24 protein-coding genes are annotated in these 23,610 nt (G+C 68.3%); 18 read left to right on the top strand and 6 right to left on the bottom strand.

Annotated elements, in window-relative coordinates:
* Positions 1 to 36: 36 nt before the first annotated feature.
* A complete protein-coding gene (locus G3M62_RS17755) occupies positions 37 to 948 on the bottom strand; it encodes a hypothetical protein (protein ID WP_165189400.1) in 912 nt (303 codons plus the stop codon).
* Between the two features lie 179 nt (positions 949 to 1,127).
* On the opposite strand from G3M62_RS17755, the gene G3M62_RS17760 reads away from it, so the two are divergent.
* A complete protein-coding gene (locus G3M62_RS17760) occupies positions 1,128 to 1,742 on the top strand; it encodes a glutathione S-transferase family protein (protein ID WP_165189403.1) in 615 nt (204 codons plus the stop codon).
* Here the strand turns inward: G3M62_RS17760 and G3M62_RS17765 are convergent.
* Both G3M62_RS17765 and G3M62_RS17770 read right to left on the bottom strand, forming a co-directional pair.
* A complete protein-coding gene (locus G3M62_RS17765; RefSeq protein WP_165189406.1) occupies positions 1,739 to 2,608 on the bottom strand; it encodes a hypothetical protein in 870 nt (289 codons plus the stop codon). The two genes, G3M62_RS17760 and G3M62_RS17765, sit on opposite strands and share 4 nt — an antisense overlap.
* Positions 2,605 to 3,399, bottom strand: a complete 795-nt coding sequence (locus tag G3M62_RS17770; RefSeq protein WP_165189409.1) for a hypothetical protein — start codon at positions 3,397 to 3,399, stop codon at positions 2,605 to 2,607. The genes G3M62_RS17765 and G3M62_RS17770 overlap by 4 nt, the downstream gene beginning before the upstream one ends.
* A gap of 192 nt (positions 3,400 to 3,591) precedes the next feature.
* On the opposite strand from G3M62_RS17770, the gene trmFO reads away from it, so the two are divergent.
* The 3 genes from trmFO (at position 3,592) to G3M62_RS17785 (ending at position 6,424) form a co-directional block, all read left to right on the top strand.
* On the top strand, positions 3,592 to 5,016 hold the full coding sequence (trmFO, locus tag G3M62_RS17775) for a methylenetetrahydrofolate--tRNA-(uracil(54)-C(5))-methyltransferase (FADH(2)-oxidizing) TrmFO (RefSeq protein WP_165189411.1): 1,425 nt from the start codon (positions 3,592 to 3,594) through the stop codon (positions 5,014 to 5,016).
* Between the two features lie 131 nt (positions 5,017 to 5,147).
* Positions 5,148 to 5,702 (top strand): sigma-70 family RNA polymerase sigma factor, encoded by a 555-nt coding sequence (locus G3M62_RS17780; protein WP_165189414.1) that lies wholly within the window; start codon positions 5,148 to 5,150, stop codon positions 5,700 to 5,702.
* Entirely contained in the window at positions 5,699 to 6,424 is a 726-nt protein-coding gene (locus G3M62_RS17785; RefSeq protein ID WP_165189417.1) for an anti-sigma factor, read from the top strand. The genes G3M62_RS17780 and G3M62_RS17785 overlap by 4 nt, the downstream gene beginning before the upstream one ends.
* Here the strand turns inward: G3M62_RS17785 and G3M62_RS17790 are convergent.
* Positions 6,421 to 7,344: a LysR family transcriptional regulator gene (locus G3M62_RS17790; protein ID WP_165189420.1), complete on the bottom strand. Its 924-nt coding sequence runs from the start codon at positions 7,342 to 7,344 to the stop codon at positions 6,421 to 6,423. The two genes, G3M62_RS17785 and G3M62_RS17790, sit on opposite strands and share 4 nt — an antisense overlap.
* Before the next feature lie 100 nt (positions 7,345 to 7,444).
* On the opposite strand from G3M62_RS17790, the gene G3M62_RS17795 reads away from it, so the two are divergent.
* Positions 7,445 to 8,266: an oxidoreductase gene (locus tag G3M62_RS17795; protein WP_165189423.1), complete on the top strand. Its 822-nt coding sequence runs from the start codon at positions 7,445 to 7,447 to the stop codon at positions 8,264 to 8,266.
* A 38-nt stretch (positions 8,267 to 8,304) separates the two neighbouring features.
* On the top strand, positions 8,305 to 9,396 hold the full coding sequence (locus G3M62_RS17800; RefSeq protein WP_165189426.1) for a mechanosensitive ion channel family protein: 1,092 nt from the start codon (positions 8,305 to 8,307) through the stop codon (positions 9,394 to 9,396).
* Here the strand turns inward: G3M62_RS17800 and G3M62_RS17805 are convergent.
* A complete protein-coding gene (locus G3M62_RS17805; protein WP_246263315.1) occupies positions 9,386 to 10,216 on the bottom strand; it encodes a DUF1206 domain-containing protein in 831 nt (276 codons plus the stop codon). The genes G3M62_RS17800 and G3M62_RS17805 overlap by 11 nt on opposite strands.
* Positions 10,217 to 10,588: 372 nt before the next feature.
* Here G3M62_RS17805 and G3M62_RS17810 point away from each other — a divergent pair, with 372 nt between their 5' ends.
* The 7 genes from G3M62_RS17810 (at position 10,589) to G3M62_RS17840 (ending at position 16,734) form a co-directional block, all read left to right on the top strand.
* On the top strand, positions 10,589 to 11,809 hold the full coding sequence (locus tag G3M62_RS17810) for an allantoate amidohydrolase (RefSeq protein ID WP_246263584.1): 1,221 nt from the start codon (positions 10,589 to 10,591) through the stop codon (positions 11,807 to 11,809).
* Positions 11,810 to 11,916: 107 nt separating this feature from the next.
* The gene (locus G3M62_RS17815; protein WP_165189437.1) at positions 11,917 to 13,140 is read left to right on the top strand and encodes a pyridoxal-phosphate-dependent aminotransferase family protein; all 1,224 of its coding nucleotides are present in this window, start codon (positions 11,917 to 11,919) and stop codon (positions 13,138 to 13,140) included.
* Positions 13,137 to 13,448 (top strand): hypothetical protein, encoded by a 312-nt coding sequence (locus G3M62_RS17820; protein ID WP_165189440.1) that lies wholly within the window; start codon positions 13,137 to 13,139, stop codon positions 13,446 to 13,448. Before G3M62_RS17815 ends, G3M62_RS17820 begins: the two co-directional genes overlap by 4 nt.
* Positions 13,445 to 14,359, top strand: coding sequence for an allantoinase PuuE (gene puuE, locus G3M62_RS17825; RefSeq protein ID WP_165189443.1), 915 nt, complete (start codon positions 13,445 to 13,447; stop codon positions 14,357 to 14,359). Before G3M62_RS17820 ends, puuE begins: the two co-directional genes overlap by 4 nt.
* Positions 14,356 to 14,877: a 2-oxo-4-hydroxy-4-carboxy-5-ureidoimidazoline decarboxylase gene (gene uraD, locus G3M62_RS17830; protein WP_165189446.1), complete on the top strand. Its 522-nt coding sequence runs from the start codon at positions 14,356 to 14,358 to the stop codon at positions 14,875 to 14,877. The genes puuE and uraD overlap by 4 nt, the downstream gene beginning before the upstream one ends.
* A gap of 1 nt (position 14,878) precedes the next feature.
* A complete protein-coding gene (locus G3M62_RS17835; protein ID WP_165189449.1) occupies positions 14,879 to 16,063 on the top strand; it encodes a urate hydroxylase PuuD in 1,185 nt (394 codons plus the stop codon).
* Positions 16,060 to 16,734, top strand: coding sequence for a TetR/AcrR family transcriptional regulator (locus G3M62_RS17840; RefSeq protein WP_205691882.1), 675 nt, complete (start codon positions 16,060 to 16,062; stop codon positions 16,732 to 16,734). The genes G3M62_RS17835 and G3M62_RS17840 overlap by 4 nt, the downstream gene beginning before the upstream one ends.
* Positions 16,735 to 16,883: 149 nt before the next feature.
* On the opposite strand, the gene G3M62_RS17845 is transcribed toward G3M62_RS17840, so the two are convergent.
* Positions 16,884 to 17,831, bottom strand: a complete 948-nt coding sequence (locus G3M62_RS17845; protein ID WP_165189452.1) for an acetamidase/formamidase family protein — start codon at positions 17,829 to 17,831, stop codon at positions 16,884 to 16,886.
* 225 nt (positions 17,832 to 18,056) lie between these two features.
* Between G3M62_RS17845 and G3M62_RS17850 the strand changes: the two genes are divergently transcribed.
* From G3M62_RS17850 to G3M62_RS17870, 5 genes are all read left to right on the top strand, one after another.
* A complete protein-coding gene (locus G3M62_RS17850) occupies positions 18,057 to 18,272 on the top strand; it encodes an AtzG-like protein (RefSeq protein WP_165189455.1) in 216 nt (71 codons plus the stop codon).
* Complete coding sequence (locus G3M62_RS17855; RefSeq protein WP_165189458.1) at positions 18,269 to 19,663, top strand: AtzE family amidohydrolase; 1,395 nt, start codon at positions 18,269 to 18,271, stop codon at positions 19,661 to 19,663. Before G3M62_RS17850 ends, G3M62_RS17855 begins: the two co-directional genes overlap by 4 nt.
* The gene (gene hpxZ, locus G3M62_RS17860; protein ID WP_165189461.1) at positions 19,660 to 20,061 is read left to right on the top strand and encodes an oxalurate catabolism protein HpxZ; all 402 of its coding nucleotides are present in this window, start codon (positions 19,660 to 19,662) and stop codon (positions 20,059 to 20,061) included. The genes G3M62_RS17855 and hpxZ overlap by 4 nt, the downstream gene beginning before the upstream one ends.
* Positions 20,062 to 20,277: 216 nt before the next feature.
* Positions 20,278 to 22,479, top strand: a complete 2,202-nt coding sequence (locus G3M62_RS17865; protein WP_165189464.1) for a TonB-dependent receptor — start codon at positions 20,278 to 20,280, stop codon at positions 22,477 to 22,479.
* A gap of 142 nt (positions 22,480 to 22,621) precedes the next feature.
* The gene (locus tag G3M62_RS17870) at positions 22,622 to 23,593 is read left to right on the top strand and encodes a nucleoside hydrolase (protein ID WP_165189467.1); all 972 of its coding nucleotides are present in this window, start codon (positions 22,622 to 22,624) and stop codon (positions 23,591 to 23,593) included.
* The last annotated feature ends 17 nt before the right edge of the window (positions 23,594 to 23,610 follow it).

Consider the following 23,610-nt stretch of genomic DNA (forward strand, 5'->3'; position numbering starts at 1 on the left):
CTCTATCCTGGCCACCTCAGCCGGACCGCTGGCCGCTTAGCCGAAGGTGTCCGAGAGGTCGCGTCCCTTCAGCTGGGCGTAGATGGTCGGGGCCGGGGCGAAGACGATCAGCAGGACCAGGATCGACAGCACGCCCGAGAACAGGGTCCGCACGATGCCGGCGGGGGTGAAGAAGGTCGCCAGCGAGGTCATGTCGGGATTGAAGGCGTCGCCCATCGCCGCGATGCCGCCGCCCAGGGCCGCGCCGACCACCGCGATGATCACAACCAGCAGCAGATAGACGACCAGGGCCAGCACCGTGGCCACGAAATAGGAGCCCAGTAGGGGCCAGAACCGGCCCTTGGTCAGGTCCCACGAACCCCGAATGCTGATCTTGCCGGTGTCGAAGGTCAGGGCGCCGGCGAACGACAGCCGGATGGCCACGAAGACCAGGGCCGCCACGGCCGCCAGGCCCAGCAGGACGCCCAGCGCCACGCCTATGGCGGAGCCGCCGATCGCCACGCCAATGCCGGCGATGATCGCCACGACGATCACCAGGGCGAAATAGACGCCCAGCAGGATCAGATTGACCAGGAACAACACGGCGGCCTGACGCAGTTCGTCGGCGCCCAGCCGCAGATAGGCGCTGGCTCCGTCGCGCGGCCGCAGCACCAGCCGGTTCACCCCGGTCAGCAGCACCGAATAGACCACCAGGCTGTAGAGCCCCGAGAACAGGAACAACGGGCCCATGCCCTCCATGGCCTTCAGGGTGGCCTGCGGATCGCTGCTGGGTTCGGCGCTGAGCTCCATCATCGTCGCCATCTGCGGACCGGCCAGCTTGATGGTGGCGATGCTGACGATCAACGAGGCGACCGTCATCAGGATCGCCCACACACCGACCGTCTTCAGGTGCTCGCGCACCAGACGAAAGCCCGACAGCGCCGCGTCGGTGGCCGAGAACTGTTGCATGACGTCTTCTTAGCCCCTGAAATCTCAATCACGCCTAACAAGGTTCGGGTCGCCGCGACAGCCCTTCGACACGACGAATGCGCGTGGAAGTCCGCATTCTTGCCCTTGTGCAAACGCGTCGCCGAATTCTAACGTTCGTTTGAAGCGACCGGAACAGGCGCGTGAAGCGGGAGGCGTCGATGAAGCTCTATGGCGAGGCCAATCCCGCGCCCAATCCGCGTCGTGTGCGGATCTTCGCGGCCGAGAAGGGGCTGGACCTTCCCGAGGTCCGGGTGGCCCTGCGCAAGGGCGAGCACAAGGCGCCCGAGCATCGCGCCCGCAACAGCCTGGGCCAGGTGCCGGTGCTGGAACTGGACGACGGCGAGACGATCAGCGAAAGCGTCGCCATCTGCCGCTATCTGGAAGCCCTGCACCCCGCCCCGCCGATGTTCGGAACCTGCGCCCTGACCCAGGCGCGCGTCGACATGTGGGTGCGCCGCATCGAGTTTCAGCTGATGGTCCCGGTCGGCATGTATTGGCGACACGCCCATCCGCTGACCGCGTCGCTGCTGGTCCAGAACCGCGAGTTCGGCGAGTCCAACCGGCCGATCGTCGCCAAGACCCTGACTTGGCTGGATCGCGAACTGGCCGACGGGCGAGCGTGGATCGCCGGCGACGTCTACGGCATGGCCGACATCGTGGTCCTGACCACGATCGACTTCGCCAGCTTCATCGGCCTGGACGTCCCGGAGGAGGCCGAGCGGCTGAAGGCCTGGCGAGCCAGAGCGTCGGCGAGGCCCAGCGCGACCGCCTAGGTCGCCGCCGGCGCCAGTTCGCTTTCGTGCAGGTCGTAATAGGCCCGAGCCGGGGCGGCGGTCAGGATGACCATCTGCACGGTGAAGAAGAACGGCGCGAGCAGCATGGTGGCCAGGCCCGACAGGGCCAGCATGATCGGGTTGGTGATGCCGCCGGAGAAGGTCAGGATCAGTCCCGAAACCAGGGTCTGGGCCACGCCGACCAGGATCGTCAGCACCACGGCCAGGGCGTACATGCCCAGCAGGTGCCAGAAGTGGTGGTCGGTCAGGGCCCAGGTCCGCCGCAGCGACAGCTTGCCCTCGGCGAAGGTGGTGATCGACAGCAGCGACAGGCGGATGCCGAACCAGATCGACAGGCCGGCCACGGCGATCGCGCCCAGCACCTCGACCCAGCGGTTGGTCTCGACCGCGCCCAGGCTGATCAGGCCCGCGCCGATCAGCACCAGCACGGCGCTGGGCAGGGCGGTGACGACCAGGGCCACGACCCAGCCGACCAGGGCCACGACGAACTGCCGCCCCTCTTCGGCGCCCACTCGCAGATAGGCCAGATGACGGTCTTCCGGCCGCACCACCGCGCGCATGATCGCCACGCTGATCACCGACTGCAGGGCCACGGCGAAGGCGATCAGCGGCAGCAGCGTGCCCTTGCGACGGGCGACGATGCCGACCAGTTCGCGCAGGTCGTTGGTCTGGGACAGCAGGTGCAGGTCGGCTCGCACCGTGCCGCCGAAGGCGAAGGCGACCACCAGACCCAGCACGACCAGCATGGCGAAATAGCAGGCGGCCCAGGCCAGCACGACCAACGGCTTGCGCCGGGTCATGCGGATGCCTTCGAGGGCGGCTTGGACGGGCGAGAAGGTGGTCATGTCCGGAGGGTTCCAGGGATCGGAGCGGGTTGCAGCCGATAGACGTCGACGAGGGCGGCGGTCCACACCGGAATTAGGTAGAAGAACACCAGGGCCACGCTGACCAACTCGGGGATTAGCGCGCCGTCCGAGAAGCCGGCGACCGCCCGCAGGTAGCCGATGAGGATCACCAGGATCAGGGCCGGCGCGGCCAGCACCGCTCCGGCCGCCGCCAGGACCAGCACCACGCCGCGTGTGCGGCCAAACGCGCTGAGCACCTGGATCTTGCCCAGATCGACCGTGGCGGCCGGCGCCAGGGACAGGCGCAGGAACAGCCAGAGCATGATCGCCATCGACAGCAACGGCGGCAGGCTGGCGACGAAGGCGCCGACGCCGCCCAGCGCGCCGCGCCAGGCGTCCAGCGAGGTAATGTCAAGGCCGGGCGCATTGCTCTTGGCCACGCCCACGACCACCGCCCCGACCAGCACCGCCAGCACGGCCATGACGACGGTGAGGATCACGGTGACCAGCAGCTGGACCGCCAGCAGTCGCCACTCCTGAACGCCCCAGCGCAGACCCTTGAAGCCGACCGGTCCACCGAACGCCATGCGGTAAAGCGCGCCATAGGCCAGGGTCGTGGCGGCCAGTTCCAGAAGCAGGCCCAGGAAGGCCAGGCTGGGCGGCAGGGCGCGCGGCAGCAGGCCCAGCACGGCGCCCGCGACCAGCGCCGCCCAGCAGGTGCGAACGCTGGGCGCCCATCCCGCCATGCCGGCGCGAACGGTCCGCCCGATCGCCGCCGATCCCTCGCCCATATAGCCCTCTCTCGTCCGCTGCCCGCGCGAACTCCTGAACCCCAGGAGTCATAAGCGGTTCGCCCCCGGCTTGGCGACGAGTCGCAACGGGAGTCACGTTGAATTTCACGCGACGTGGCGCTGGCGCCGCGCTTTGACGAAGGGTCAAGAGGCGGGTTTCGCCGCACGGCAGCCGGGGGTAATAGGGCGCGTATGAGCACTTCCCCCACATCCGCCGCCCCCGTTCACGTCATCGGCGGCGGCCTGGCCGGGTCAGAAGCCGCCTGGCAGATCGCCCAGGCCGGCGTCCCGGTCATCCTGCACGAGATGCGTCGCGACGATACCTCTGGCCCCGTCCGCACGGACGCCCACCAGACCGACGGCCTGGCCGAGATGGTGTGCTCCAACTCGTTCCGCTCCGACGACTGGCAGTTCAACGCCGTGGGCTTGCTGCACGCCGAGATGCGCAAGCTGGATTCGCTGATCATGTCGGCCGCCGACCAGCACCAGGTGCCGGCGGGCGGCGCTCTTGCCGTCGACCGCGACGGCTTCTCGGCCGAGGTCACGCGTCGCATCCAGGCCCATCCGCTGATCACCATCGTCCGCGAGGAGATCGCCGGCCTGCCGCCCGAAGACTGGGACAGCGTCGTGGTCGCGACCGGTCCCCTCACCTCGCCCGCCTTGGCCGACGCCATCCTGGACCTCAGCGGCGAGGGCCAGCTCAGCTTCTTCGACGCCATCGCCCCGATCATCCACGTCGAGTCGATCGACATGGACATCGCCTGGCGCCAGTCGCGCTACGACAAGGAAGGCCCCGGCGGCGACGCGGCGGCCTACATCAACTGCCCGATGAACAAGGCCGAGTACGAGGCCTTCATCGACGCCCTGCTCGACGGCCCCAAGGCCGAGTTCAAGGAGTGGGAGCACGTGCCCTATTTCGACGGCTGCCTGCCGATCGAGGTGATGGCCGAGCGCGGCCGCGAGACCCTGCGGCACGGTCCGATGAAGCCGGTCGGACTGACCAACCCGCGCGATCCGACCGTGAAGTCCTACGCCATCGTCCAGCTGCGCCAGGACAATGCGCTGGGCACCCTGTGGAACATGGTCGGCTTCCAGACCAAGCTGAAGCACGGCGCCCAGGCCGACGTCTTCCGGATGATCCCGGCCCTGGCGAACGCCCAGTTCGCCAGGCTGGGCGGCCTGCATCGCAACACCTTCATCAACAGCCCGCGCCTGCTGGACCGGTCTCTGCGCATGAAGGTCGCCCCGCGCCTGCGCTTCGCCGGCCAGATGACCGGGGTCGAGGGCTATGTCGAGAGCGCCGCCACCGGCCTGCTGGCCGGCCGCTTCGCCGCCGCCGAACGCCTGGGCAAGACCCTGGCCGCCCCGCCGCCGACCACCGCCCTGGGCGCCCTGGTCGACCACGTCACCGGCGGTCATATCGAGGGCCAGGAGATCGGCAAGACCTCGTTCCAGCCGATGAACATCAACTACGGCCTGCTCCCGCCGATGGAGACTCCCAAGGTCGGCGACGACGGCGTCAAGATCCCGCTGAAGGAACGCGGCCGCGCCAAGAAGCGGCTGATGAGCGTGCGGGCGCTGGCCGACCTGGACGGCTGGATGGCCGGGGCCTCTTAAGCCTCGGAGGCGCGATCGCTCAAAAGGCGAGGCTCGACCACCGGGTCTCGCCCCGGACGATCCAGCTGATTGCATCACTGTGAGCGCCATGCGACCGTCCGTCGCAAAGAGGTCCGAGGAACCCCCAACCGATGGACGTTGAAACCAGTCGCGCCTTGCTTTCGCGCGCCATCGCGCGAGTCGCCAACCGCGACGACGACGCCCTGAAATACGTCTATCGCCACACCTCCGCGAAACTGTTCGGCGTCGTGCTCCGTATCTTGCACGACCGCGAGGAGGCGGAAGACGTGTTGCAGGATGTCTATCTGACCGTTTGGAACAAGGCCGGCCGGTTCGATCCGGAAAAGGCCAGCCCGATCACCTGGCTGGTGGCCATGGCTCGCAATCGCGCCATCGACCGGCTGCGCGCCCGAGGCTCGCGGGTGATGGCCGGCGTCGACGAGGCCGAGGCCGTGCCCGACAGCGCGCCCCTGGCCTCGACCCTGGTCGAGACCGACGAGGAGAAGGCCCGGCTGGACGGCTGCATCGACGGGCTGGAGCCCAAGCACGCCAGCGCCGTGCGCACCGCCTTCTTCGAGGGGCTGACCTATGACGCCCTGGCCCAGGCCGTGGGCGTTCCCCTCGGCACCATGAAGAGCTGGATCCGGCGCGCCCTGATCAGCCTGCGCGCGTGTCTTGAAGCATGACCGACGTCCAAGCCCCCCTGTCGGACGAGGAACGTCCGTTCGCCGGTGAATATGTGCTGGGCGTGCTGGACGCCGCCGAGCGCGCCGAGGCCGAGCGCCGCATCGCCGCCGAACCCGCCTTCGCGCGCGCGGTAAGCTGGTGGGAGACCCACCTGATCCCGCTGGCCGCCGAGATCGGCGCCGTGCAGCCCTCCGCGGGCCTTTGGCCGCGGATCTCCAACCTGATCGGCGGTCCGGCCAAGCCAAGCGCCATGAACAATGTCCGCCTGTGGCAAGGCCTGTCGGCCGGCGCCGTGGCGGTGGCCGCCGCGGCCCTGGTGTTCGTCGCCCTGCCCAAGCCTGTCGCGCCGCCGGTGGTCACGCCGGCGCCGACCGTGGTCCAGGCGGCCGAGGTGGCGATCATCGGCGATCCCACGACCAAGCAGCCCCGCTTCGTGGCCACGCTGGACCACGCGACGGACGAGCTGGTGATCACGCCGGTGAACCTGAACGTGCCCACCGGCCGCGACGCCGAGCTGTGGATCATCCCCGAGGGCGCCGCGCCGATCTCGCTGGGCGTCGTGCCCAAGGAGACGGCCAAGCGCCTGGCCGTGCCGCCCGGCCTGAAGGCGGCCGGAACCTACACCGCCACCCTGGCCGTCACCGATGAACCCCTGGGCGGCTCGCCCACCGGCGCGCCGACTGGCTCGATCCGCGCGGCGGGCAAGTTCGCTCGGGCTTAAGCCGGCTCGTGCGCGCCGGCGACGGCGCGGACGTGATCGATGAAGGCCCGCAGCGCCGGCGCCATCTGGCGCTGGCGCGGATAGGCCAGGAACAGGCCCGGAAACGGCGCCGACCAGGCTTCCAGCAGCGGCACGAGCCGGCCCTCGGCGATGTGCCGCTCGACCCGGTGATCGACGGCGAAGGCGACGCCGATCCCGTCCAGGGCGGCGTCCAGCGCCAGGCGCTTGTCGCTGACGATCAGCGGGCCGTCGACGGCGACCTCGAACCAGTCGCCGTCCTGCCAGAACTCCCAGTGATAGGGCGCGGTCGTGCCGGGCCAGCGCCAGCGGATGCAATCATGGTCGACCAGGTCGCGCGGCGCAGCCGGCGTCCCGCGACGAGCCAGATAGGCCGGCGAGGCGACGGCGACCTGGCGCAGGTCCGGCCCCAGCCGCACCGCGATCATGTCCTTCTCGATCACCTCGCCCAGCCGCAGGGCGACGTCGAAGCCGCCGCCCACGAAGTCGCTGACCGCGTCGTCCAGGGTGATGTCCAGCACCACGTCGGGATAGGCGGCGTGGAAGCCGGCCAGCATGGGCCGCAGATAGAGCTCGGCGGCCGAGTGGAACGACACCACCCGCACCGTTCCGGCTGGTCGCTCGCCCTGGTCGCGGACCTGGCCGACCGCCGCGCCCAGTTCGGCCACCGCCGGCCGCACCCGTTGGAACAGGCGCTCGCCCGCGTCGGTCAGCGACACGCTGCGGGTTGTTCGGTTGAACAGCCGAACCCCCACCCGCTCCTCGAAGCCGCGCACCAGCTGGCTCAGGGCCGAGGGCGACACGCCCAGGCTCTCGGCCGCCCGACTGAAGCTCAGAACCTCGCCGACCGTGACGAAGGCGCGAAGCTGGCCGAAGTCGCTGCTGCTGATCACCGGATCCACGACACCATCCTTTAGCTGAGCTAAAATATCTTGTGACGAATGCGCCCATTATAAAGGTTCATCAAGCGGCCGATATGGGGTCTCCACAAGGAGACCTCCCATGAAGACCTGGCTCATCACCGGCGTGTCGCGCGGCCTCGGCCTGGCCCTGGCGCAAGCGGCCCTGGCGCGAGGCGACACCGTCATCGGCACGGTTCGCGCCGGAACGCCCGATCTTGCCGCCGCCCCCGGCGCCCTGCATCTGCTGACCCTGGACATGGCCGACGCACAAGCCGTGCCCGCCGCCATCGACCAGGCCTTCGCCCTGGCCGGCGCGATCGACGTGATCGTCAACAACGCTGGCTACGGCCTGCTCGGCGCGATCGAGACGGCGACCGACGAGGAAGTCGCGCGCCTGTTCGAGGTCGATTTCTTCGCGCCATTCCGCCTGATCCGCACCGCCCTGCCCCACCTGCGGGCCCAGGGTCGCGGCCACATCATCAACGTCACCTCGATCGCCGGTCGCGCGCCGGGCGCGGGATCGGGCCTCTACGCGGCGGCCAAGTTCGCGCTCGAGGGTCTTTCGGCGAGCCTGGCCCAGGAGGTCGCCCCGATCGGGGTCCACGTCACCGCCGTCGCCCCCGGCGCCTTCCGCACCGACTTCCTGTCCGGCCATTCGATCCGCAAGAGTTCGGCGGCGGCCGGCGACTACGACGCCTCGGTCGGCAAGGCGGCCCAGGCCTTCGACGGCATGGCAGGCCGACAGCTGGGCGATCCGGCCCGGGCGGCCGAAGCGATCCTGGCCGTCGTCGACGCCGAGACGCCGCCGCGCCAGCTGTTGCTGGGCTCGGACGCCCTGCGCCGGGCGCGCGAGCGGCTGGACGTCCAGATCGCCGAGATGGACGCCTGGGACGCGGTGACCCGAGCTACCGACCACGCCTGATCGGGGAGCCACCGCGCGGCCGACGCGTTGGGGGAGGCATGACATCCTCCCCTCCCTGGCTCGCGGACCTGGCGTTGCGCCTGGCCTGGGCCCCGCCGTGGGCCGTCAGCCTGGGCCTGATCATCGTCGCCGTCCTGGTCGCCCTGACGGCGCACTGGGCGCTGGTGCGGGTCGTTCGCCGCTCGCTGGAGAAGGACGCCTTCTGGTCGGCCCTGGCGGTCCGCACCCGCCGCCCCACCCGCCTGGCCTTCATCGCCGCCGCCCTCAGCCTGGCCGTCGCCGTCGCGCCCCTGACCGCCGGACAAGCGGCGATGAGCAAGCGCGTGCTGCTGGTGCTGTTCATCGTGCTGATCGGCTGGATCGTGATGACCGCGCTCGACATCGCCGCGGCCCTGCACCTGCGCAAGTTCAAGATCGACGTCGAGGACAACCTGCTGGCCCGCAAGCACCTGACCCAGGTGAAGATCCTGCGCCGGGCCTGCGCGGTGGTGGTCGGGCTGGTGACCGTGGGCCTGGCCCTGATGACCATCCCCGGCGTGCGACAGTGGGGCGTCAGCCTGCTGGCGGCCGGCGGGGCCGCCTCGCTGATCGTCGGCCTGGCCCTGCAGCCCCTGCTGACCAATCTGATCGCCGGCATCCAGATCGCCATCACCCAGCCGATCCGCATCGACGACGCCGTCATCGTCGAAAAGGAGTGGGGCAATATCGAAGAGATCAACGCCACCTATGTGGTCGTCCGCCTTTGGGACTGGCGGCGGATGGTGCTGCCGCTCAGCTACTTCATCCAGACGCCGTTCCAGAACTGGACGCGTGAAAGCGCCGCCCTGATCGGCACGGCCATGCTCTATGTCGACCACGCCGCCCCGATCGACCGCCTGCGCGCCAAGCTGGAGGAGATCGCCAAGGCCTCGCCCCTGTGGGACGGCAAGGTGGTCAATCTGCAGGTCACCGACGTCACCGCTCAGGTGCTGGAGGTGCGCTGCCTGGTCAGCAGCCGCAACGCGCTCAAGACCTTCGACCTGCGTTGCGAGGTCCGCGAGAAGATGATGGCGTTCCTGCGCGATGAGTTGCCGGAGGCCCTGCCAAGGCAGAGGCTAGGGCTTTCCGAGAACGCGCCGCTTACGGCGTGACCTCGGGAGGCGGCCGGATGCGTCGGTAGCGCGCCTCAACCAGGCCAAACAGCCCGAAGGCGATCAGGCCGGCGGCGACTAGGCACAGGGCGGAGTTTCCAAACGGCTGGTGCTCGACCGCCTGCAGCGCGCCGCCCCAACTGCGCGCGTCGCCGGCCCGCGCCTCGATACCCGCCATGACCAGAAACGCTCCCAGCGGCAAGCTGGCCAGGCCGCGCGCGCCATAGCCAGCCTTGGCTAGGGGCACGACGCGTCGACAGATCCGCGCGTCGCAGTTCAACCGCTTGCTGAAGTCTTGAGCGAAGCCCTGGATGATGTTGCCGAGGCCGAAGGCCAGGACGGCCAGGCCAGCGGCGATCAGCAGGGCGTCGCCGTACGGAAGCTCCAGAACGGTGCGGGCGGCGTAATGGATGCTCTGCTCCTCGTCGACCTCGCCGACGTCCTCGAGTTCATCGAGCAACTCGAAGGCCGACAGGGCCAGGCCGCCATAGACCAGTCCGCTGAAGGCCTGGCCCATCCTGATCGCCCACGCCTTGGGCGAGCGCCCATGCCGGTCGGCGTCGAACACCGCCTGCAGGATCCGCCAGGCCGCGAACCCCGCCAGGCCCAGGCCAACACCGCCAATCAGCGCCCAGCCCAAGGGCCACTCGGCCCAGGCGCGCAGCAGGCCCTTCGCCCCCTTGGCGCGGGGCGTCAGGTCTAGCGCGGCCAGCAGGACGATGGCGCCCAGGCCCAGATAGACCAGCCCCCGCGCCGCATAGCCGAGCCGCGAGGCCAGTTCGATCGCCTTGGAGACGTTCAATCCCTGGACGCGCCTCACGAGCCTTCGAGGCAAGGCGATCGGCGATGTCGACATGGTTCGTGTCCGGATGACCCAATTGCGGATGACCAACGACGGGCCTGGCGCCGGCGTTCCGCTTCGTCGTCATCGCGGGATGACGCCTGTCTTTCATTAAGTAAGTGATTTATGACTTACCTTCAGGCGCCGCTCGATCGGTCTGGCGCTTGTCGAGGCATTGGCGCGGGGAAGCCGCTCCGCGCCGCCGATCATCGCGTGCTTTGCGGCTCGCCGATGTTAGGCAAGCATGTCACGGATGACGTGTACGGCAAAGGGGAGCCCGGCAGGGTGGCGGAGGCCTTCGAGATCGGCGACTTCAGACCCGGGATTCGGGCCAAGACCCGCTGCGACCTGATGGGCGCGCCGCCCTACAGCGAAGCCGACGGCATGCTGGTGCGCCGCTTCCTGACCACCGCCCACGACGAAGCGCTGAAGACGCTGGCCTTCTGGATGGAAGAGGCCGGCATGAGCGCCCGTCGCGATCACGCCGGCAACCTGGTCGGTCGCTACGAGGGCGCGACGCCCAACGCGCCGGCCCTGCTGATCGGTTCGCACATCGACAGCGTCCGCAACGGCGGGCGCTATGACGGGGCCCTGGGCGTGATGCTGGGGATCGACGTGGTCGAGGCCCTGAGCGCCGCCGGCCGCCGCCTGCCGTTCGCGGTCGAGGTGATCGCGTTCGGCGACGAGGAGGGCTCGCGCTTTCCCGCCTCGATGACCTGCAGCCGCGCCGTGGCCGGGACGGTCAGCCCCAGCGTCTTGGAAATGACCGACGGCGACGGCGTTGCGCTGGCCGAGGCGTTCGCCGCGTTCGGTCTCGACCCGACTCGCCTGGAGAAAGCCGCGCGCAAGCCGGGCGAGGTCTTCGCGTTCCTCGAAGCTCACATCGAACAGGGCCCGGTGCTGGAGGCCGAGGACCTGGCCTTGGGCGTGGTCACCGCCATCGCGGCCCAGAAGCGGCTGATGGTGCGGTTCACCGGCATGGCCGGACACGCCGGCACGACACCGATGAACCTGCGCAAGGACCCTGGTCCCGCCGCCGCCGAGGCGATACTGGCGCTGGAGCGGATCTGCGCCGGCGGGGAGGACGGGCTCGTGGGAACGGTTGGCCGGATCACCGCCCTGCCCGGCGCCTTCAACGTCATTCCCGGCGCGGTCGAATATTCGATGGACGTCCGGGCCGAGGTCGCCACCACGCGCGACGCGGCCGTGCAGGCGATCACCGCCGAGATCGAGGCCATCGCCGCCCGGCGCGGACTGGAGGTCTCGGTCGCCCTGATGCAGGACCTGGCCGCCAGCCCCTGCGATCCGGGCCTGACCGCCCTGCTCGAAGACGCGGTCGCCGCGACGGGCCAGGCTCCGCGCCGCCTGCCCAGCGGGGCCGGTCACGACGCCATGGTCATCGCCGACCTCTGCCCCACCGCCATGCTGTTCATTCGCTGCGAGGGCGGGATCAGCCACAATCCGCGCGAGGCCGTGACCGAGGCCGACTGCGCTTTGGCGGCCGAGACGATGCTAGGCTTCGTGGATCGGCTGGCGGCACGAAATCCTCGTCCTTCGACAAGCTCAGGATGAGGATTTCGAATGCGATCACAGACTGATTTCCAACGCCCCAGTAGCCCTCATCCTGAGCTTGTCGAAGGACGAGGGCTGCCCCTCGACCGCCCCATGAAGACCACCGCATGACCCAGACCTTCGGCGAACTCGACCACCCCGCCCGCCTGCTGATGGGGCCTGGCCCGATCAACGTGCACCCGCGCGTGCTGCGGGCCATGTCGGTGCAGCTTCTCGGCCAGTTCGATCCGGAGTTCACCGGCTACATGAACGAGACCATGGCGCTGTACCGCCAGGTCTTCCAGACCCAGAACCAGCAGACCTTCCTGATCGACGGCACCTCGCGCGCGGCCATCGAGGCCGCGCTGGTCTCGACCCTGGCGCCGGGCGACGACGTGGTGGTGGTCAACGCCGGGCGCTTTGGCCTGCTGCTATCGGAGATCGCCGAGCGCTGCGACGCCAAGGTCACCCTGGTCGAGGGCGAGTGGGGCAAGGTCGTCGATCCCCAGGCGGTGGAGGACGCGGTCAAGCGCGTGCGCCCGCGCTTGGTGGCCTGCGTGCACGGCGACACCTCCACCACCATGGCCCAGCCGATCGAGGCCATCGGCGAGATCTGTCGACGCTATGACGCCCTGCTCTATGTCGACGCCACGGCCACGATCGGCGGCATGAGCGTGCCAGTCGACGTCTGGCAGGCCGATATCGTCACCGGCGGCCTGCAAAAGTGTTTGGGCGGTCCGTCGGGCTCTGGGCCAATCACCATCTCCGACCGCGCGGCCGACCACATCTTCTCGCGCCGCCATGTCGAGGCCGGCATCGCCACCACCGGAGCGGTCAACGGCAATGGCCGCCGGATCGCCTCCAACTATTTCGACCTGGCGATGATCATGGACTACTGGTCCGACAAGCGTCTGAACCACCACACCGAGGCGGCCTCGATGCTGTTCGCCGCGCGCGAATGCGCCCGGGTGGTGCTGGAGGAAGGCCTGGAAGCCCGCTTCGCCCGCCACGCCCAGGCCGGGGCGGCGGTGGTCGCCGGGGTCGAGGCCATGGGCCTGAAGGTCTATGGCGACCAAGCGCACAAGATGACCAACGTCACCGCCGTGCTCGCGCCCGCCGGCGTCGACTACGACCGGGTGAAGGCCCGCATGCGCACCGAGTTCGAGATCGAGATCGGCGCGGCCTTCGGTCCCCTGGCCGGCAAGGTCTGGCGGATCGGGGCGATGGGCGTGAACGCCCGCAAGCACGCGGTGCTCCAGACCCTGGCGGCGCTGGAGGCGGTGCTGCGCTGGGAGGGGTTCGTGGCCCCAGCCGGCGCGGGCGTGGACGCGGCGGCGAAGGTGTTCGCATGAGCCAAGCCTCAACCCGCGATCTAAGCCTGACGCTCCAGGAGATCATCGACCTGCTTCACGCGCATGGCGACACGTATGTCGCAAACGGACTTGTCGATAAAAAACGACGCTTGGCGAAGGGCGACCCGACCGTGATTTCCGGTCTGGTCGCGGAAACCACCGGCGGCTCCGGCTCCTTGAACGACCGTATCCTCAGCATCGCCAACGGCGATCGCATCGCCCCGGGCGAAGAGACGGCCGTCAACGCCGAACTGCGGCGGCTCGTTGACCAACTCAGGTCACAAGCGCTCGCGAGGGCGGCCGCATGACCTACCCCCGCGATCTCATCGGCCACGGCGAACACCCGCCCCACGCCCAGTGGCCGAACGGCGCCCGCGTGGCCGTGCAGTTCGTCCTCAACTACGAGGAAGGCGCCGAGCGCAGCGTGTTGCACGGCGATCCCCAGGCCGAGCACTTCCTGTCGGAGATGGTCGGCGCGGCGCCGGTTCCCGACGCTCGGCATATGTCGATGGAGAGCCTCTACGAATACGGCTCGCGCGCCGGCTTCTGGCGCATCCGGCGACTGTTCGAGGAATTTGGCCTGCCGCTGACGGTCTATGGCGTGGCCCAGGCCATGGCGCGCAATCCCGACGCCGTCGAGGCCATGCTGAAATCCGGCTGGGAGATCGCCACCCACGGCTATCGCTGGATCGACTACCAGCACTTCCCCGAGGATCTGGAACGCGAGCACATCGCCAAGGCCGTCGAGATCCACACGAAACTGACCGGCGAGCGGCCGCTGGGCTGGTACCAGGGCCGCACCAGCCCCAATACCGCGCGGCTGGTCGTGGAGAACGGCGGCTTCGTCTACGACGCCGACAGCTACGCCGACGACCTGCCCTATTGGGACGACCAGCACGGCAAGCCGCAGCTGATCGTGCCCTATACGCTGGACGCCAACGACATGCGCTTCGCAGCCCCCCAGGGCTTCAACAGCGGCGACCAGTTCTTCGCCTATCTGCGCGACAGCTTCGACGCCCTGTACTTGGAGGGCGAGACCGCGCCGAAGATGATGAGCATCGGCCTGCACTGCCGGATCGTCGGCAAGCCCGGCCGGATCATGGCCCTGCGCCGATTCCTCGAACACGTGACCGCCCACGACAAGGTCTGGGTGGCCAAGCGCATCGACATCGCGCGGCACTGGATCGCCACGCACCCTTACAAGGAGAGCGCCAAATGAGCGCCCCGCCCCTGACCCTGGCCGACCTGAACCGGATGAACCGCACCGGCTTCGCCACCACCCTGGGCTTTGCGTTCGAGCTGTCGCCGTGGGTGGTGGAGCGCGCCTATGACGCCGCGCCGTTCGACAGTGTCGAGAGCCTGCACGCCGCCATGATGGCGGTGCTGGACGCCTCGCCTCAGGCCGACAAGCTGTCGCTGATCCGCGCCCACCCGGAGCTGGCCAGCAAGGCGGCGGTCGCCAGGCAACTGACCGCCGAGAGCAACGCCGAACAGGCCAGCGCCGGTCTCGACAAGCTGACGCCGGAGGAGTTCGACCGCTTCCATGCCCTGAACGCCGCCTATCGCGAGCGCTTCGGCTTTCCGTTCATCATCGCCGTGCGGCTGAACGACAAGACCTCGATCCTGGCCGCCATGCAGGCGCGCCTGGGGAACGACGAAGCCACCGAAATCACCGAAGCGATCGCGCAGATCGGCCTGATCTCGAAGCTCCGACTGCAAGACGCGGTGACCGGCTGAGATGGAATATGACGTCACCACCTGGCTGAACCTGTCCCTCCGCTGGTTGCACGTGATCGCCGGCGTCGCCTGGATCGGCGCCTCGTTCTACTTCGTCTGGCTGGACAACAACCTGCGCCCGCCGGTCCCCGAAAAGGACGGCGTGAAGGGCGAGCTGTGGGCCGTGCACGGCGGCGGCTTCTACCATTCGCAGAAGTACATGACGGCCCCGGCCCACATGCCCGACCATCTGCACTGGTTCAAATGGGAGGCCTACACCACCTGGCTGTCCGGTTTCGCCCTGCTGATCGTGCTCTACTACGTGGGCGCGCCGGTCTATCTGATCGACGCCTCCAAGCACGCCTTCAGCCAGGCTGGCGCGATCGCCACGGGCCTGGCCTTCATCTTCGGCGGCTTGGCGGTCTACGAGGCCCTGTGCCGTTCGCCGCTGGGGCACAGGCCCCGCCTGTTCGGCGTCGTCTGGTTCCTGGCGCTGACGGGAGCGGCCTATGCCCTGACGCACCTCTTCAGCGACCGTGGCGCCTTCATCCACGTCGGTGCGATCATCGGCACGTGCATGGTCGGCAACGTGTTCCTGATCATCATCCCCAACCAGCGCAAGATCGTCGCCGACATGCTGGCCGGACGCCCGGTCGATCCGCGCCTGGGCGCGATGGGCAAGCAGCGCTCGGTCCACAACACCCACATGACCCTGCCGGTCATCTTCATCATGATCAGCAACCACTATCCCGTGGTGACGGGCCATCCCCTGGCCTGGCTGCTGCTGGCCCTGATCAGCGCCGGCGGGGTGTCGATCCGCTACTTCTTCATTCTGCGCCACCACGGGATCATCAAGCCGGGCTACATCTTCACGGGCGTGATGCTGGTGTTCTTCGTCAGCGTGATCGCCAGCCACAAGCCCAAGCCGGCCGAAGTGGTCTCCGACGTGCCCTTCCCCATCGCCCAGGCGATCGTGCAAAAGCACTGCGTGATGTGCCATTCCGTCAATCCCACCCACAAGGGCTTCACGGCTCCGCCGAACGGCGCGGCCTTCGATACGCCGGCCGGCATAGCCCGGTATGCGGGCAAGATCCGAGAACGCGCGGTCCAGACGACCAGCATGCCCCTTGGGAACGAGACTCACATTACCGATGCCGAACGCGCCCAACTGGGGGCCTGGATTGACGCGGGAGCAAAGACGCAGTGACCACCGTGGTAGAGACGCCTTCGGCCGAACCGACCGACGACGCCGCTCCGGCGCCCCGCAAGCGAAACGCCGAGCGGACGCGCAAGGCGATCCTGACCGCGGCGCTCAAGGAATTCTCCCAGGCGGGCTACGCCGGCGCGCGGATCGAGAAGATCGTCAAGGCCGCCAAGTGCAACATCCGCATGCTCTACCACTACTTCGGCGACAAGAAGGGCTTGTACCTGGCGGTGCTGGAAGCGGCCTACGAGGACCTGCGCGGCCGTGAAGCCGAGCTGGAGATCGACTTCGACCGGCCGCTGGAAGGGTTCCTGGCGCTACAGCGCTTCACCTTCGACTATTTCGAGAAGAACCCGCGCATCGACGGCCTGCTGCGCAACGAAAACCTGCTGCAAGGCAAGTTCGTCTCGCAATCGCGCAAGGTCACCGAAACCGCCTTTCCACTGCGGCGGACCATCGAGCATCTGATCGACAGTGGTCAGAAACAGGGAATCTTCCGCGACAACCTGGACTGGGCCCAGATCTACGTGACCATCGCGGCCATGAGCCGGTTCCACCTGGCGAACGGCTATTCGCTATCGGTGACGCTGGACACCGACATGAGCAAGCCGGAATGGCGTCGGGCGCGGCTGACGCATGCGCTGGAGCTGCTTGAAGGGTATCTGCGGAAGTAGGAGCGGCGAACACTTGCCCCTACGGGTCGCTTCGCGGTCGTCTTCCCCCAAAGTGGGGAAGAGGGCGTCACGCCTTTAGCCTCCGCCCCCTACGGGGGCGGACAGACGGCGAAGCCGTCAGGTGGGGGCAAGTGGGTGAGCCACATCGCCTAGAACAGCACCCCCTTCTCCAGCATCCCGTGCACGCCCTTCTCGCCGTTAACCGTCTGGGTCACGCGGAAGTCCACGGCCAGCGAACAGAACTGATAGGCCTGCACTCGGCTCAGCGAAGAGCGCGAGACGATCAGGTCGATCATGCCCCGCAAAGCCTGCTTCATCGCCAGATCCAGGTCCTCGTTGAAGCCCAGGGTCAGATAGTGGGTCGGGCTCTCGGCGCTGGGCCAGGCGCGCACGCCGACGTCGGCGGCCTTGTGCAGCACGAAGGTGAAGGTCCCGGTCAGGCCCATCTCCAGCGCATTGACGCAGACCTCGCCGTCGCCCTGCCGGCCATGCCCGTCGCCCGCCGAGAAGTTCGCGCCCGGAACCCAGACCGGCAGGAACAGGGTCGAACCCGCGACCAGCTCCTTGCAATCCATGTTGCCGCCATGCTCGCGCGGCTCGCGGCTGGACAGCTTGCCGTAGCGCGGCGGCGGAGCGACGCCGGTGGTGCCGAAGAACGGCCGCAGCGGCAGGATCGGGCCCCAGGTCGGCTTGCAGGTTCCCGCCGCCGCGTCGACGGCGATGTGGCTGACATAGCGCTCGGGAAATTCCTCCGGCAGGGTCCCTGCCAGCGGGCGAACGGCGCAATAGCCCCAGGTGTTGTTCGGCTCGATGGCCTCGATCCGCACCTCCAGGGTGTCGCCAGGCTCGGCGCCCTCGATCGCCACCGGCCCCGTCAGGATATGCGGGCCGATCCGCTCCAGCTTGGCGTCGTGGATCGCTTGCAAGGCGGACGGGATGACCAGACCGCTGTCCGGCGCCGGCATCACCTCGGGCCCGCCCGACACGCAGTCGATCACCACCGTATCGCCGGGCGCCACGGTCAGCACCGGGTCGAACGCGGCGTCGAAGATCCCGAAGCGCACGGTGTCCGGGGTCGAGGCCAGGTGATGTCGCATAAAGTAAGCTCTCTATTACCAGAGCCCAGTTGGCGCGCGCCGGCCATGCCGCCCTAGGCTTGACCACTTCCCGGCGGCGCGAAGCGCTTCGGCGCCCATGCGGCGGGCAGCACGGTGACCGGCATGGCGCGGACATGGGCGTCGGCGCGTTCGAGACGCCGGGCGGCTGGCGGTCGTCGCCTATCGCGGATATGAATATTTTTCTTACTTGTGGAGCTCGCCCGCATGGCGACCGATCCGGCGCTCGCAGCGTTCCTGGCCCTCGATGACGACACGGTCGCCGCCTATGCGGACGCTCGCGCCGAGGTCCTGGGCCTGGCCCTGCCGCCGGAGACCCGCGCCGGGGTGATCGAGAACCTGGCCCTGCTGCGCCGACAGGCCGCGACCTTCACCGCCGGCCTTGATGACACCGGCTCCACGCCCAAGGCCTTCGAGCCATGAGCGCCGCCGACTTCCGCTCGGCCCAGGCCATCGCCGCCGACGTTCACAGCGGCCGGACCACCGCACGCGCCGAGACCGAGGCCGCGCTGGCCCGTGCGAAGAGCGACCCGTTCAACGCCTATACCGCCGTCTTCGCCGAGCGCGCCCTGGCCCAGGCCCACGCGATCGACGCCGACCTGGTCGCGGGCCGCCCGGTCGGACCGCTGGCCGGCGTGCCGTTCGCGGTCAAGAACCTGTTCGACGTCGAGGGCGTCACCACGATCGCCGGCTCGCGGATCCGCCGCGACGCGGCCCCCGCCGGCCACGACGCCACCGCCGTCCAGCGCCTGAGCGCCGCCGGCGCGGTGCTGATCGGGGCGCTGAACATGGACGAGTTCGCCTACGGCTTCGTCACCGAGAACGCCCACGACGGCCCGACCCGCAATCCGCACGACCTGACCCGCATCGCCGGCGGCTCGTCCGGCGGCTCGGCGGCGGCGGTCAGCGGCGGGCTGGTCCCCCTGACCCTGGGCTCGGACACCAACGGCTCGATCCGCATCCCCGCCAGCCTGTGCGGCGTGTTCGGGCTCAAGCCCACCCTGGGTCGCCTGTCGCGCCAGGGCGCCTTTCCCTTTGTCGAGAGCCTGGACCATGTGGGGCCCTTCGCCCGCTCGGTCGCCGACTTGGCCCTCGCCTACGACCTGATGCAGGGCGCCGATCCATTGGATCCGCTCTGCTTTCGGCCCGCCGAACCAGCCGCCCCTCGCCTGCAAGCCATAGCCGACGGTCCTCTCCGCGTCGGCGTGCTGGGCGGCTGGTTCGCGCAGGGGGCCTTTCCCGAAATATTGGAAGCGCTGGAGATCGTCGCCGACGCCCTGCAGGCCCGGCGCGGCGTCGAACTGCCCGGCGCCGAACTGGCTCGCGCCGCCGCCTTCTGCCTGACCCCGGTCGAGGCCGCTCACCTGCATGGGCCCGACCTGAAGACCCGGCCGCTCGACTACGACCCCGCCGTCCGTGACCGCTTGCTGGCCGGCGCCCTGACACCCGAGGCCGTCGCGCACGCCGCGCGCCGCTACCGCCCGGTATTCCGCGACGCCGTGCGCAAGGTGTTCGAGGACTTCGACATCCTGCTGGCGCCCGCTTCGGTCTGCCCGGCGCCGGGCGTCGGCCAGGCGACCATGGAGATGGACGGCCAGCCGGTTTCGGTGCGCAAGAACCTCGGCGCCTACACCCAGCCGATCAGCTACATCGGCCTGCCGGTGGTCGCCGCGCCCGTGAACCGTCCCGGCAAGCTTCCGATCGGCGTGCAGATCATCGCCCCGGCCTGGCGCGAGGACCTGGCCCTGGCCGCCGCCCTGCGCCTGGAACGGGCCGGCGTGGTCGCGGCCCATAGACCCGAGAACCGCGCATGACCGTCAACGAACCCGATGTCCTGGCCGAGGTCACCGCCGCCGTCGACGCCTATGAAACCGCGCTGATGACCAATGACGTCGAAGCGCTGGACGGCTTCTTCCGCGACGCCCCCGAAACCGTCCGCTATGGCGTGGCCGAGAACCTCTACGGCTTCGAGGCGATCGCGGCCTTTCGAATCGGTCGTTCGGGCGGCTCCCCGCAACGCTCGCGCCTAAGGACGGAAATCACTACGTTTGGGCGAGAGTTCGCAATCGCCAACGTCGAATTCCTGCGCGAAGGGGCAAAACGCACCGGACGGCAAAGCCAAGCTTGGATTCGTACCGAAAAGGGCTGGAAAATCGTCTCGGCCCACGTTTCGCTTCTGCAGGACGGCGTCGACCAACGCCTTGTCCCGTAAGCGATAGATCGTCCGCCCCATGACGATAAGTAATAATCCTATGACTTGTGATCTGCTTTTGGGCAGTCCTGTCGCCGCGTGGTCAAATAGTAACATCCAGAGCAAAAACTTCACCGAACGGCAGTCGATACGTCATCAAACCTTTGGATTCGCCTTCGGCATTGTGCATTGCACCCTTCAAGCGTCGGGCCGCCGGCGCATGAAGGGGATACTTCAATGACCACCGCCACCAAGCTGCGCAGCCGCCTCCATCGCGGCGCCGCCCTCACCGCCCTGGCCCTCGCCGTCGGCGCCGCCGCCCCGGCCTTCGCCCAGGACAACAGCGCCGTCACGCTGGACGACGTGATCGTCACCGCCCAGAAGCGCGCCGAAAACATCCAGGAAGTGCCGGTCTCGGTCGCCACCATGAGCGGCGAGAAGCTGGACGCCCTGTTCGCCGCCGGCGAGGACATTCTGGCCCTGTCGAGCCGCGTGCCCGGCCTGTTCGTCGAAAGCTCCAACGGCCGCGCCGCGCCGCGCTTCTACATCCGGGGCCTGGGAAACACCGACTTCGACCTGGCCGCCTCGCAGCCGGTCTCGGTGATCATGGACGACGTGGTCATGGAAAACGTCGTGCTGAAGAGCACGCCGATCTTCGACGTCGACCAGGTTGAAGTGCTGCGCGGCCCGCAGGGCACGCTGTTCGGCCGCAACACCACCGCCGGCATCGTCAAGTTCGACAGCGTCAAGCCGAGCCAGACCTTCAAGGCCAACGGCACGGTGACCTACGGCTCGTACGGTTCGTGGACCGCTGAAGGCGGCGTCGGCGGCCCGCTGGTCGAAGGCAAGCTGGCCGGTCGCATCGCCGTGCTGGGCCAGCACCGCGACGACTACATCGACAACACCTTCACCCACAAGACGAACGCCATGGGCGGCTACGACGAGTACGCCATCCGCGGCCAACTGCTGTGGACCCCGACCGAGGACCTCAGCGTCCTGCTGGCCGCCCACAACCGCTCGCTGGACGGCACGGCCGCGATCTTCCGCGCCAATATCCTCACCAAGGGCAGCAACAAGATCAACGGCAACTTCGACCGCGATTCCGTCTTCTACAATGGCGGCGGCGACAACCCGCAGAAGTACGACGGTAACGGCGAGTCGATTAAGATCGACTACAAGCTGAACGGCGCGACCCTGACCTCGATCAGCGCCTACGAAACCACCAATGGCTACAGCCGGGGCGACATCGACGGCGGCGTGGCCAATTTCGGCACGCCAACCCCGAACACCGGCCCAGGCATCATTCCGTTCGATTCCGACACCAAGGACGGCATCGACGACCTGGACCAGTACACCCAGGAACTGCGCCTGGCCTCGGACACCAACGGCCCGCTCAGCTGGCAGGTCGGCGGCTACTACTTCAAGTCGGACATGCTGCTGACCACCGACGCCGGCTTCGCCAAGGCGACGCTGAACCACAAGAACACCGCCTGGGCCGGCTTTGGCCAATTGGCCTATCAGGTGACCCCGGCTCTGAAGATCACCGGCGGCGCCCGCTACACCGACGACAAGAAGACCATGACCGTCGTCGGCTCGACCGCGCCGCGGATCGAGGTGTCGGACAGCAAGGTCTCGTGGGACCTGTCGGCCTTCTACGACGTGACCAGCGACGTCAGCCTGTACGCCCGCGCCGCCCACGGCTTCCGTGGCCCGACCATCCAAGGCCGCGATGTGGTGTTCGGCAATCCGGCGTCGGTGGCCCAGTCGGAAACGATCCAGTCGTATGAAGTCGGCTTCAAGAGCGAGTTGCTGGACCGCCGCATCCGCTTCAACGGCGCGGCCTTCACCTACGAGGAAAAGAACCCGCAGTTCAGCGCCATCGGCGGCGCCACCAACGGCACCCTGCTGATCAACGCCGACAAGGGCGAAGCCTACGGCGTCGAGTTCGATGGCGAGTTCAAGGTCACCCAGAACCTGCTGCTGACCGCCGGCTACAGCTACAACCACACCAAGATCAAGGACAAGGATCTGGCCGTGGCGGTCTGCGCCCAGTGCACGGTCACCGACCCACTGAACGGCGCGGGCCAGGCCCTGGTCGACGGCAACCCGTTCCCGAACGCGCCCAAGTACGTGCTGAACTTCACGGCTCGCTACAGCTACCCGATCGGCGACGGCGAACTGTTCGCCTACACCGACTGGTTCAAGCAGGGCTACACGAACATCTTCCTCTACCAGAGCAAGGAGTTCTACTCGAAGGGCACCTACGAAGGCGGCCTGAAGCTCGGCTACGCCGCCAAGGACGACGCCTACGAGATCGCCTGGTTCGCCCGCAACATCACCAACGAAGTGAACCTGCGCGGCGCGATCGACTTCAACAACCTGACCGGTTTCGTCAATGAGCCCCGGATCATTGGCATCTCGATCAGCGCCAAGCGGTAATCTGAAAGACCCCGCCCGGCCTCACCGCCGGGCGGATACCCGAAGGATTGCCATCGTCCAGCCATGCTCCCGGTTCGCGCCGGGAGCATGGTTCGTTTCGGAGGGTCTCCCCCTCCTCGCCACGATGAGATAAATCCCTCGGATGACGATCCAGAACTCTGTCCAGAAAATCATCTTCGACACCGATCCCGGCATCGACGACGCCATGGCGCTGCTCTTCATCGAGGCCAGCCCCGCGCTCGACCTGGTGGCCGTGACCACGGTGTTCGGCAACGCCGACATCGACACCACCACCCGCAACGCCCTCTATCTGAAGGACCGCTTCGGCCTGAAGGCCCCGGTCTTCAAGGGAACCGACAAGCCGCTGACCCGGCCGCGCAACCCCTCGCCCACCTTCGTGCACGGCGAGAACGGCCTGGGCGACGTCGAGCTGACGGGCCTGGTCCCCGGGGAGCCCGAGGCCAAGCCGGCTTACCAGGCGATCATCGACCTAGCCCGCGCCAATCCCGGCGAGATCACCCTGGTCGCGGTCGGCCCGCTGACCAACCTGGCCCTGGCCCTGCGGGCCGATCCCGAGGTCGCCGGCCTGCTGAAGGCCGTGGTGATCATGGGCGGCGCCTTCGCCGTGGCCGGCAAGCCGGGCAATGTCACGCCGGTGGCCGAGGCCAATATCTGGAACGACCCGGAAGCCGCCGACCAGGTGTTCACCGCGCCCTGGCATGTCACCGCCGTCAGCCTGGACGTCACCACTCAGGTGGTGATGAGCCCGGCCTATATGGACGCCCTGGAGGCCTCGGCCGGTCCGGCCGGCGAATTCCTCAACGCCATCTCCAAGCCCTACGCGGCGTTCTACGGCGGCCGCGACGGCATCGTCGGCTGCTGCGTGCACGACGCGGCGGCCGTGGCGTACGTGATCGATCCGTCGCTGTTCGAGGTGCGCCCCGGGTCGATCCGGGTGATCACCGACGGGATCGCGCTGGGGCAGACCTGTCAGAAGGTCGAGGGCGAGCTGTTCGGGCCGAGCGCCTGGGACGATCAGCCGATCCAGGCGATCACGGTCGGGGTCAACGAGGCGGGGCTGTTGAAGCTGTACGCCGAGACGATGAGCGCTTAGGCGGCTAACACTTGCCC

Origin of the sequence: Caulobacter soli (genome assembly GCF_011045195.1) — a bacterium.
Taxonomy (GTDB): Bacteria; Pseudomonadota; Alphaproteobacteria; order Caulobacterales; family Caulobacteraceae; genus Caulobacter; species Caulobacter soli.